Source organism: Streptomyces sp. NPDC020983 (assembly GCF_044333485.1).
In the GTDB taxonomy this organism is placed as follows: Bacteria; Actinomycetota; Actinomycetes; order Streptomycetales; family Streptomycetaceae; genus Actinacidiphila.
Window position 1 is genome coordinate 210,460 of sequence record NZ_JBIRRA010000003.1, and the last position, 11,288, is coordinate 221,747.

The following is an 11,288-nucleotide window of genomic DNA, read 5'->3' on the forward strand; positions in this document are numbered from 1 at the left end:
CCCGCTGCGCGGACGGCGTGCGGGGGCGGGCAGAGCCGCCGGGACGGAGGTGGCCCACCCCGCGGCGGTGCTCTACCAGGCCGCGGCCCGCCTGCTGGCCTGCCCCGACGAGGCCCTGCGCGCGGACCTGGGGCTGGTACGGGCGGCGCTGGCCGAGGCGGGCGCGCCGGGCGCCCTGCTCGCGCCGCTGGCCGGGCATCTGGCGGGCGGCGAGCCCGCGGCACTCGCCGCCGACTACGTGCGGGTCTTCGACTTCGACGGGCGGCACTGCCTGCACCTGACCTGGTGGACGGACGGCGACACCCGGCGCCGGGGCACGGCCCTGCTGCGCTTCCAGCAGGCCTACCGGGCACGCGGCTTCGTCCTGCGGGAGGGCGAGCTGCCGGACTTCCTGCCCGCGGTGCTGGAGTTCTGCGCCGCGGTCCGTGACGACGCGCTGCTGCGCGAGCACCGCCCGGCGCTGGAGCTGCTGCGGCTCGCCCTGGAGGAGAGCGGCACGCCCTACGCCGCGGCGCTGCGGGCGGTGTGCGCGGCGCTGCCGGGCGCGTCGCCCGCCGACCGCGCGCAGGCCCTGGCCATGGCCGGCGGCGGCCCGCCGCGGGAGGACGTCGGGCTGTCGCCGTACGGGCACCTGCGGCTGCTGCCCCTCCTCACCGGCGGGCCGGCCGCGGGCCCGGCCGCCCACGGAACGGAGATCCGCCGATGAACACCCTGCTGTGGGGCGCGCTGCCCTACGTCGCCTTCGCGATGCTGGTCAGCGGCCTGGTCTGGCGGCACGCTTACGACAAGTTCGGCTGGACGACGCGCTCCTCGCAGATCTACGAGTCGCGGCTGCTGTCGCTCGCCTCGCCCGTCTTCCACTACGGCATCCTGTTCGTGCTGGCCGGCCATCTGCTGGGGCTGTTCGTGCCCGCGTCGTGGACGGACGCGATCGGGGTGGACGAGCACGCGTACAACCTGCTCTCGCTCATCGGCGGCACCCTCGCCGGGCTGCTGGCCGTCGCGGGCATCGCGCTGCTGGTCTACCGGCGGCGCACCAACGCGCCGGTGCTGCTGGCCACCACCCGCAACGACAAGGTGATGTACGTCCTGCTGGTCGGCGAGATCGCGATGGGCCTGTACGCGAAGCTCTCGCACGCGAGCTTCGGCACCGGCTACGACTACCGGACCACCCTCGCGGTGTGGTCGCGCAGCCTCTTCCGGCTCGACCCGCGCACCGACCTGATGGCGGGGATCCCGGTCGAGTTCAAGATCCACGCGGTGGCGGGCATGGTGCTGATCGCGCTCGTGCCCTACACCCGGCTGGTGCACATGTTCAGCGCGCCGCTCCAGTACTTCTTCCGCCCCTACCTCGTCTACCGCAGCCGCGGCGCGCTGACCGAGCGCGAGCAGCCGCGCGGCTGGGACCGGCTCGGGGTGTGAGCCCCCTCAGCGCCCGGGGGTGCGGCGCGCGGAGCCGCCGTACAGCCGCTCCAGCTCGCGCCGGTCGCGCTTGGTGGGGCGGCCGGTACCGCGGTCGCGGACACCCATCGCGAGGATGTCCTCGCGCGGCGGCGGGGGCGGGCTGTTGTCGACGAAGCAGTCGGCCGCGAGGGCGGCGCCGACGCGCTTGTTCAGCACCTTGGACACCACGACGATCCGCTCCCGCCCGGCGTGGTGCAACCGCACCTCGTCGCCGGGGCGGACGGTCTGCGCGGGCTTGGCCCGCTCGCCGTTGACCCGCACATGGCCCGCGCGGCACGCGGCGGCGGCCAGCGAGCGGCTCCTGGTCAGGCGGACGCACCAGATCCAGCTGTCGACCCGGGCGCTGCCGGAGGCGTCCGCGGTGCCGTTCCCGGTGGGGTTCTGCTGTCCAGCTGCTGCCATGCAGCCGAGCCTAACGCGGCCGCCGCTCGCGTAGCGCGCGGTTTTCCCGGCGGCCCCCCGGCGGGTCCGCACGGCCGGGAAAGCCCCGGTAAGGGTGCCCTTAGGTGACCGGCGGGTGAACTGGCGCGGAATTGTGGATTCCCGGCGCCCAGCAGCCGCGAGGCCGCGCCGGACCGTGCCTAGAGTGAGCCGCGCCCCGATCACTTGCACAAACTGGAGGTCCGGTGTGTCCGCCGAACCCGAGGGCGTAGCAGCCCCGCCCCCGCCCCCGCCCCCCTCCGGTCCGCGCTTCCGGCCCGGCCGGCGGTGGCAGGTGGGCGCCGCGGCCGGCGCGGTCGCCGCCGCGGTCACCGCGACCGTCCTGGCCGCCGGGTCCGGCGGCTCGTCCGGGGACGACGCCAAGGCCGCCGCCACGGCGCCGGCGGACGGGCTGCGGCACACCGCGATCGAGATCTCGCCCGGCACCTGCGGCAGCGGCTGGTCGGTGCCGGAACCCGGCCGCCAGGTCTTCGACCTGCACAACACCTCCGACACCGCGTCCGAGGTCTACCTCGGCGACCCGCGCACCGGGCGGATCTTCGGCGAGGTCGACGGCCTGGCCCCCGGCACCACCCGCCCGCTGACGGTCGACCTCGGCAGCGGGTCGTACGCCTTCAAGTGCCTGCAGAACGACACCGACGCCGTGACCGGCCCGACGGTCGTGGTGCCCGGCGACCGGCCGCAGGGCCCGGCCGCCGCCCCGGTCAACCAGCACGACCTCATCCCGCCGACGCTCGCCTACCAGAAGTGGGTCGGCGGCCGCATCGACGAGCTGGCGGCCGGCACCGCGAAGCTCAGGGGCGACATCGACCGCGGCGACCTCGCGGCGGCCCGCACCGACTGGCTGGCCGCCCACCTCGTCTACGAGCGGATGGGCGCCGCCTACGACACCTTCGGTGACGCCGACGGCCGGATCAACGGGACCGCGGCCCGTACCCCCGGCGCGGAGCGGGACCCGGACTTCACCGGCTTCCACCGTATCGAGTACGGCCTGTGGCACGGCGAGTCCGCGGCCTCGCTGCGTGCCCCGGCCGCCGCGCTCGCCACCGCGGCCGGCGACCTCGCGGCGGGCTGGCCGGACCAGCGGATGGATCCGGCGGCGATGGGCCTGCGGGCCCACGAGATCGTCGAGAACACCGCGCAGTTCGAGCTCACCGCACGCACCGACTACGGCAGCGGCACCAACCTCGCGACCGCCCGCGCCAACCTCGACGGCGCCCGGGCGATCCTCACCCGGCTGCGCGCGCTGCTGGTCCCCCGCGACCCCGGCGTCGCCCGGCTCGACGCGGCCCTCGACCGCGCCCAGAAGGACCTGGACGCCCAGCACCACGGCACCGTCTGGACGCCGGTCGGCAAGCTGACGCGCTCCCAGCGCGAGCGGCTCGACGCCGACTTCGGCGACCTGCTGGAACAGCTCGCCCCGGTGGCGACGCTCTTCGAAGTACGGAGGACGGCATGACCGGCACCGATCACGACGGCGACCTGCGGCGCCGCGGCTTCCTGCGCGGCGCCGCGCTGGGCGTCGGCGCGGTGGCGGCCGGCGCCGCCACGCCGGCCGGCCCGGCCGCCTCCGCCGCCACCCCGCCCGCCGCCGCGGCGGCCGCCACGCGCAAGGCGTCCTTCCACGGGGCGCACCAGGCCGGCGTCGTCGAGAACGTCCAGGCGTCCTCGGCCTTCCTGTCCTTCGACGTCACGGCCACCGACCGGCGCGAGCTGACCGAGCTGATGCGCACCGTCACCGACCGGGCGCGCTTCCTGACGGCGGGCGGCACGCCGGCGCCCCTCGGCATCACCGGCTCCCCTTCCGACAGCGGCACGCTGGGCCCGCAGCTGCCGGGCGACGGGCTGACGGTGACGGTCGGCGTGGGCGCCTCGCTCTTCGACGACCGGTTCGGGCTCGCCGGCCGCAGGCCGCTGCGGCTCACCACGATGCCCGCCTTCGGCGACGACGACCTCGACCCGGCCTGGTGCCACGGTGACCTGAGCCTCCAGCTCAGCGCCCCGCACACCGACACCGTCCTGCACGCGCTGCGGGACATCGCCCGGCACACCAGGGGCGGGATGCAGGTGCGCTGGCGGATGGACGGCTTCAGCAGCCCGCCGCGCCCGAGCGGCGCCCCGCGCAACCACATGGGCTTCAAGGACGGCACCGCCAACCCCGACGTGACGGACCCGAGGACCGCCGACAGCCTGGTGTGGGTCGGCGCGGGCGCCGAGCCCGGCTGGACGGCGGGCGGCTCCTACCAGGTCGTCCGGCTCATCCGGATGCTGGTGGAGTTCTGGGACCGGGTCTCGATCGTGGAGCAGGAGCGGATGTTCGGCCGGGCCCGGGACACCGGCGCGCCGCTGGACGGCAACCACGAGTCCGACACGCCGAAGTACGCGGAGGACCCGACCGGCGACATCATCCCGCTGGACGCGCACATCCGGCTGGCCAACCCGCGTACCCCGGCGACCGACGGCTCGCGCCTGCTGCGCCGCAGCTACAACTACGACCGCGGGACGGACAGCAACGGCAACCTCGACATGGGGCTGGTCTTCGTCTGCTACCAGCAGGACCTGGAGCGGCAGTTCGCCACGGTGCAGCGGCGACTCGCCGGTGAGCCGCTGACGGACTACATCTCGCCCTTCGGCGGCGGATACTTCTTCGCACTGCCCGGGGTGAAGGACCGCTCGGACTGGCTCGGACGCGCCCTGCTCGCCTGAACCGCCGCCGCGCCCGGCCGGGTGCGCCGCGCCCGGCCGCCTCGCGTAAAGGAACGGTCAAGCTTTCCCATGGATTTACTGACCCGCTGTTCACCCTGACGCCACCACCGGGCCGTTGTCATGTCGCGGACCGCCCGGACGATCTCGTTCGACACCGTGCACGAATCGACAGCGGCACGCGTAAAGCGCCACGTAGCGGAGGCTGAGAAAGCATGAGCACCACAGGCGGCGGTACGAGCAGGAGAAGGGGAGCGCGCCCGGCCCGCTGGGCAGCGCTCACGGGGGCGGCAGCGCTCGTTCTGGCGGGCGGCACCGCGCCCGCGTTCGCCGACTCCAACGGCCACGGGAAGGGCGGCGCTTCCACCGCCACCCCCATCAAGCACCTGGTCGTCATCTTCGACGAGAACATCTCGTTCGACCACTACTTCGGCACCTACCCGGTGGCCGCCAACACCGACGGCACGAAGTTCACCGCGGCCAAGAACACGCCGAAGGACATCGACACCCTCAGCCACGCGGGCCTGCTGAAGAACAACCCCAACCAGTACGCACCCAAGCGCCTGACGCCGGCCCAGGCCGTCACGTGCGACCAGAACCACAACTACGGCGCCGAGCAGTACGCGGCCAACGGCGGCAAGGCCGACCAGTACGTCCAGAACACCGAGACCAGCACCTGCTCGGGCGGCCTGTTCGGCGAGCCCGGCCTGGTCATGGACTACTACGACGGCAACACCGTGACCGCGCTGTGGAACTACGCCCAGCACTACTCGCTGGGTGACAACTCCTACAGCACCGTCTACGGCCCCTCCACCCCCGGCGCGCTGAACCTGGTCTCCGGCCAGACGCACGGCGTGGTCTCGGTGGACCCGGCCTCCGGCACGGAGAACCCCAAGCAGACCGCCACGCCGGACGCCTACACCGTCCTGTCCCCCGACGCCAAGGGCGTCGGCACGGTCATCAACGACCCCGACCCGGCGTTCGACGACTGCTCGGACGGCAGCCACGCCAGCAAGAACGCGCTGGCCGCGATGCAGGGCAGGAACATCGGCGACCTGCTCAACGCGCAGGGCGTGAGCTGGGGCTGGTTCCAGGGCGGCTTCCGCCCGTCCACCCCGTGGGACGGCAAGCAGGGCGACTACGCGTCCTGCGCCGGCAGCACGCACACCAACGTGGCCGGTGCGTCCTCGGTGGACTACAGCCCGCACCACTCGCCGTTCCAGTACTACAAGTCGACGTCGAACCCGCACCACCTGGCGCCGGAGAACACCGCCGAGATCGGCCACGACGGTCAGGCCAACCACAACTACGACCTGACCGACTTCGACGCCGCGCTCAAGGCGGGCAACCTGCCGGCCGTCAGCTTCCTGAAGGCCGCGGAGTTCCAGGACGGCCACGGCGCCTACTCCGACCCGATCGACGAGCAGAACTTCCTGGTCAAGGAGATCAACCAGCTCCAGCAGTCGCCGGAGTGGAAGGACACCGCGGTCGTCGTCTCCTACGACGACTCCGACGGCTGGTACGACCACGCCTACGCCGAGCCGCAGAACGGCTCGACGGACACCAAGGCCGGCTCCAACGGCAAGGCGATCGACAGCCCGGCCTGCCAGGCGGGCCCGAAGGCGGCCGGCGGCTACGCCGACCGCTGCGGCCCCGGCACGCGGCAGCCGCTGCTGGTGATCTCGCCCTACAGCAAGACCAACTCGGTGGACCACACCCGCACCGAGCAGACCTCGATCACCAAGTTCATCGAGGACAACTGGAAGACCGGCCGCATCGGTGACGCGTCCTTCGACGCCCGCGCCAACACGCTGGACGGCGCCTTCGACTTCAAGCACCCGAACAACCAGCAGGTGCTGCTCAACGCCGACGGCTCGGTGAAGTCGGTCAAGCCGATCAGCAACCCCGGCAACGGCAACGCCAACGGCGGTGCGAACGCCAACGGCGGCGGCAACGGCAACGGCAACGCGAACAGCGGCGGCAGCAACGGCAGCAGCGGGCAGGGCACCGGCGGCAACAACGCCTCCACCCAGACGCTGGCCGAGACCGGTGGCACCTCCCCGGTGCTGCCCCTGGGCATCACCGCCGGCGTCCTGCTGGCCGGCGGCGGCGCCCTGTGGTACGCCCGCAGGCAGCGCGGCGGGACGGGCACCGCGGCCTGACGCACCCCGCGCGAGCGGCCCTGATCCGGCCGCACGGCCGAACCGGACCCCCTGACCCCGGTTCGCCCCCAGGGCCGCCCCGGCACACGCCGGGGCGGCCTTCGCGTGCCCGCGGCCGCCGGACGGGAACGGCCGCCTCCGCCGCTTCCGGCAGCCGGGTGGCCGGGGCCGCGTCGCAGCCGGGCGGGGCGTCGGAGCAGGCTTAGGGTCGCGGCATGGAGACCGCCGGATACCTGCCCGCGCTGCGCCGCGAGAGCGCCGCCTTCCGCGGCTGCCTGACCGGCGGCGACCCGGCGGCGCCGGTCCGGCACTGCCCCGGCTGGACGCTGCACGACCTGGCGGGCCACCTGGGCGCCGGGCACGGCAGGGCGGTCACCGCGATCAGGGCGCGCCGCCCGGCGCACCGCTCTCTTGTACCGCCGCGCGAGCCGGCGGCACTGCTGCGCTGGCTGGACGAGCGGTGCGCGGCGCTGCTCGCCGTCCTCAACGCCGATCCGGCCGGCCCCGCATGGACCTTCCACCCGCCGCACACCGTGGGCTTCTGGCAGCGGCGGCGCTGCCTGGAGACGCTGGTGCACCGCTGGGACGCCCAGCTCGCGGCGGGCGGCACGCCCGGCCCCCTCGACCCGGAGCTGGCCGCGGACGGGGTCGCCGAGGTGCTGGACACCTTCGCGCCGCGGCAGGTCGCTGTGGGCCGCGCCCCGGCGCCGCCGTGCGCGGTGACCTTCGAGGCGACCGACACCGGCGGGTCGTGGACGTACGGGCCGGGCGCGCCGGCCGCCGCCGTCACCGGGCGGGCCGAGGAGCTGCTGCTGATGCTGTGGCGGCGGCTTCCGGCCGGTGACCCGGGGCTGGTGTGGAAGGGCGACCGGGCCGCGGCGGACGCCGTGCTGCGCGGGCCGCTGGTGCCCTGAGCGCCTCCCGCCCGCGGGTGCGTACCGCCGTCGCGCAACGGGAACGGCCGCTTCCGCGTTCACGGCCTGAAGGGTGCTCAACACCGCCGTCGCCGCGCGGCACCCGCACGGCCGGGGTAGGCGCGGGGGACGGCGTCCGGCGCGCCGGGCGCCCGCATCGATATGCGCTGGTCAAGGCGTCGGCTTCAACTTCTGTCGCAAGTTTCGGGCTCTTTGCCGGACTTGTTGGCCCTTCACCTTTTCGCCGCAGCGGCTTCGCGCACAACTCTTGACATGGATGAAACACAGGGAGAAACATCACCGTGTGTGCCGGGAGAGCGCTCTCATTTCCTCGGGTTTCCGCCGGGAGAGCGCTCACCACAGCGTCTTCCGGCACCTGACGAACCGTCCGGACGCGTGTGCGCCCGGGCGCGCACCCTCTGCCCCCCACCTGTGGAACCAGGAGAGTTGCCCATGCTCGCTCCCCCCACCGGAACGGCCGCACCGAGACCCTCGGTGCTGTCGAACCGGCGCAAGGTGGCCGCGGCGCTGATCACCGCACTGATCGCCTCGCTGCTGCTCTTCGTGCCCATGCGCTCGGCACACGCGGCCGACACCCTGCTGTCGCAGGGGAAGACCGCGACCGCGTCCTCCACCGAGAACGCCGGCACCCCCGCCTCCGCGGCCGTCGACGGCAACACCGGCACCCGCTGGTCCTCCGCCGCCAGCGACCCGCAGTGGCTCCAGGTCGACCTCGGCGCCACCGACACCATCAGCTCCGTCACCCTCAACTGGGAGACCGCCTACGCCAAGGCCTACCAGATCCAGACCTCGGCCGACGGCACCAACTGGACCGGCATCTACACCACCACCACCGCCACCGGCGGCATACAGAACCTCACCGTAAACGGTTCCGGGCGCTATGTCCGGATCTACACCACAGCCCGCGCCACCCAGTACGGCGTCTCCCTCTGGGAGTTCCAGGTCTACGGCACCACCGGCGGCGGCACGAACCCGGGCGCGGGCACCCTGCTGTCCCAGGGGAAGACGGCGACGGCCTCCTCCACCGAGAACGCCGGCACGCCGGCCTCCGCGGCCGTCGACGGCAACACCGGCACCCGCTGGTCCTCCGCCGCGAGCGACCCGCAGTGGCTCCAGGTCGACCTCGGCGCCACCGCGACCCTCACGTCCGTGACCCTCAGGTGGGAGGCGGCGTACGCCAAGTCCTTCAAGATCCAGACCTCGGCGGACGGCAGTACCTGGACCGACGTCTACTCCACCACCACCGGCACCGGCGGCACGCAGACGCTCGACGTCTCGGGCAGCGGGCGCTACGTGCGGATGTACGGCACCGTCCGCGCCACCGGTTACGGCTACTCGCTGTGGGAGTTCCAGGTCTACGGCACCACCGGCGGCGGCACGACCACCCCGCCCACCACCGACCCGGGCGGCCCGATCCAGGGCGGCGGCGACCTCGGCCCGAACGTCAAGGTCTTCGACCCGTCGAGCGCGAACATCCAGGGCCAGCTGGACCAGATCTTCCAGCAGCAGGAGAGCAACCAGTTCGGCGACGCCCGCTACCAGGTTTTCTTCAAGCCCGGCACCTACAACGGCCTCAACGACCAGGTCGGCTTCTACACCTCGGTCTCGGGCCTGGGCAAGAACCCCGACGACGTCCAGATCAACGGTGACATCACCGTGGACGCCGGCTGGTTCAACGGCAACGCCACCCAGAACTTCTGGCGCTCGGTGGAGAACCTGGCCGTGAAGCCGGTGAGCGGCGACGACCGCTGGGCCGTCGCGCAGGCCGCGCCCTTCCGCCGCGTCCACGTCGAGGGCGGCCTGAACCTGGCGCCCAACGGCTACGGCTGGGCGTCCGGCGGCTACATCGCCGACAGCAAGATCGACGGCACCGTCGGCCCGTACTCGCAGCAGCAGTGGTACACCCGCGACAGCTCCGTCGGCGGCTGGACCAACGGCGTGTGGAACATGGTCTTCTCGGGTGTCCAGGGCGCTCCGGCGCAGGGCTTCCCGAACCCGGTCTACACGACGCTGAACACCACCCCGGAGTCGCGCGAGAAGCCGTACATGTACCTGGACGGCAGCAACTACGCGGTGTTCGTGCCCGGCCTGCGCACCAACGCCAGCGGCGTGTCGTGGCCCAACACCCCGGGGACGTCCCTGCCGCTGAGCCAGTTCTACGTGGCCCACCCGGGTGACACCGCGGCGCACATCAACGCGGCGCTCGCCCAGGGCCTGAACCTGCTGCTCACGCCGGGCATCTACCACGTCGACCAGCCGATCAACGTCACCCGCGCCAACACCGTGGTGCTCGGCCTGGGTTACGCCACGGTCATCCCGGACAACGGCGTGGACGCGGTGAAGGTCGCGGACGTCGACGGCGTGCGCCTGGCCGGCTTCCTGATCGACGCCGGCACCGGCAACTCCGCCCAGCTGCTGCAGGTGGGCGCTCCCGGCTCGTCCGCGAGCCACGCGTCCAACCCGACCACCGTCCAGGACGTCTTCGCCCGGATCGGCGGCGCGGGCCCCGGCAAGGCGGACACCGCGTTCGAGATCAACAGCAACGACGTGATCGTCGACCACACCTGGCTGTGGCGCGCCGACCACGGCGCCGGAGTCGGCTGGACCACCAACCCGGCCAACTACGGCATGAAGGTGAACGGCAACAACGTGCTGGCCACCGGCCTGTTCGTGGAGCACTTCGAGAAGTACGACGTCGAGTGGCACGGCCAGAACGGCAAGACGATCTTCTTCCAGAACGAGATCGCCTACGACCCGCCGAACCAGGCGGCGATCCAGAACGGCAGCATCCGCGGTTACGCGGCCTACAAGGTCGACGACAACGTGACCTCGCACGAGGGCTGGGGTCTGGGCAGCTACTGCAACTTCACCGCCGATCCGACGATCGTCCAGGACCACGGTTTCGAGGCCCCGACGACGGCGGGCGTGAAATTCCACGACCTGCTGGTGGTGTCGCTCGGTGGCATGGGCCAGTACGCCCACGTCATCAACAGCACCGGTCCCGGCACCTCGGGCACCAGCACGGTGCCGTCGACGGTCACCTCGTACCCGTAGCCGCGCGGCGGTGAGGGCCGCCACGCGGTCGTCGGACACGACGGCCTGACGGACCGAGGGGGCCGCCGTCCCGGGAGACCGGGACGGCGGCCCCTGCCCTGTCCCCGGTGGGGGGCGGGGACACGGCGGTGCGGCAGCGGCTCTCCGGCGCAGGGTGGGAGCGCTCCCATCCTGCGGCGGACGCCTTCCCCCGGAATCGTTGCGTCCAAGGGGTTTACGCGGCGGCGGCTCTGGTGCGGCCTCAGACGTCGACTCCCGACGACCGAACGGTGGACGGCACCGCAACACATGGAAACCAGCCGCCCCATGTGCCGTCAAGGGTCCGTCACGGCTTCATGAGATGAACGCGCGCTCCGGCTCATTCCCCGGCGGGAATTGTCCGGCCCGTCCGGACCCAGCAGGCTCGGGGGCGTACCCGGCGCACCGCGCACGACGACTGGGGGGGGGGGGGGGGGGGGGGGGGGGGGGGGGGGGGGGGGGGGGGGGGGGGGGGGGGGGGGGGGGGGGGGGGGGGGGGGGGGGGGGCACG

Annotated in this window: 8 protein-coding genes; 7 read left to right on the forward strand and 1 reads right to left on the reverse strand. The window is 73.2% G+C overall.

The window, feature by feature from the left end; genetic code table 11:
- Positions 1-4 precede the first annotated feature (4 nt).
- Positions 5-706, forward strand: coding sequence for a nitrate reductase molybdenum cofactor assembly chaperone (narJ, locus tag ACH4SE_RS07310; protein ID WP_398542674.1), 702 nt, complete (start codon positions 5-7; stop codon positions 704-706).
- Positions 703-1,422 (forward strand): respiratory nitrate reductase subunit gamma, encoded by a 720-nt coding sequence (gene narI, locus ACH4SE_RS07315; RefSeq protein ID WP_398542326.1) that lies wholly within the window; start codon positions 703-705, stop codon positions 1,420-1,422. Before narJ ends, narI begins: the two co-directional genes overlap by 4 nt.
- 6 nt (positions 1,423-1,428) lie before the next feature.
- Here the strand turns inward: narI and ACH4SE_RS07320 are convergent, their stop codons facing one another.
- Positions 1,429-1,866 (reverse strand): RNA-binding S4 domain-containing protein, encoded by a 438-nt coding sequence (locus ACH4SE_RS07320; RefSeq protein ID WP_398542327.1) that lies wholly within the window; start codon positions 1,864-1,866, stop codon positions 1,429-1,431.
- 226 nt (positions 1,867-2,092) lie between these two features.
- On the opposite strand from ACH4SE_RS07320, the gene ACH4SE_RS07325 reads away from it, so the two are divergent.
- From ACH4SE_RS07325 to ACH4SE_RS07345, 5 genes are all read left to right on the forward strand, one after another.
- Positions 2,093-3,364, forward strand: coding sequence for an EfeM/EfeO family lipoprotein (locus tag ACH4SE_RS07325; RefSeq protein ID WP_398542328.1), 1,272 nt, complete (start codon positions 2,093-2,095; stop codon positions 3,362-3,364).
- Positions 3,361-4,611, forward strand: coding sequence for an iron uptake transporter deferrochelatase/peroxidase subunit (gene efeB, locus ACH4SE_RS07330; protein ID WP_398542329.1), 1,251 nt, complete (start codon positions 3,361-3,363; stop codon positions 4,609-4,611). Before ACH4SE_RS07325 ends, efeB begins: the two co-directional genes overlap by 4 nt.
- Before the next feature lie 212 nt (positions 4,612-4,823).
- A complete protein-coding gene (locus ACH4SE_RS07335) occupies positions 4,824-6,770 on the forward strand; it encodes an alkaline phosphatase family protein (RefSeq protein ID WP_398542330.1) in 1,947 nt (648 codons plus the stop codon).
- A gap of 215 nt (positions 6,771-6,985) precedes the next feature.
- Complete coding sequence (locus ACH4SE_RS07340) at positions 6,986-7,684, forward strand: maleylpyruvate isomerase family mycothiol-dependent enzyme (protein ID WP_398542331.1); 699 nt, start codon at positions 6,986-6,988, stop codon at positions 7,682-7,684.
- Between the two features lie 453 nt (positions 7,685-8,137).
- Positions 8,138-10,759, forward strand: coding sequence for a discoidin domain-containing protein (locus ACH4SE_RS07345; protein ID WP_398542332.1), 2,622 nt, complete (start codon positions 8,138-8,140; stop codon positions 10,757-10,759).
- Positions 10,760-11,288 lie beyond the last annotated feature (529 nt).

Coding starts and splice junctions, on each gene's coding strand:
- ACH4SE_RS07320 (WP_398542327.1), bottom strand. CDS start 1,866: ATGGCAGCAGCTGGACAGCAGAACCCCACCGGGAACGGCACCGCGGAC.
- ACH4SE_RS07340 (WP_398542331.1), top strand. CDS start 6,986: ATGGAGACCGCCGGATACCTGCCCGCGCTGCGCCGCGAGAGCGCCGCC.
- efeB (WP_398542329.1), top strand. CDS start 3,361: ATGACCGGCACCGATCACGACGGCGACCTGCGGCGCCGCGGCTTCCTG.
- ACH4SE_RS07335 (WP_398542330.1), top strand. CDS start 4,824: ATGAGCACCACAGGCGGCGGTACGAGCAGGAGAAGGGGAGCGCGCCCG.
- narI (WP_398542326.1), top strand. CDS start 703: ATGAACACCCTGCTGTGGGGCGCGCTGCCCTACGTCGCCTTCGCGATG.
- ACH4SE_RS07345 (WP_398542332.1), top strand. CDS start 8,138: ATGCTCGCTCCCCCCACCGGAACGGCCGCACCGAGACCCTCGGTGCTG.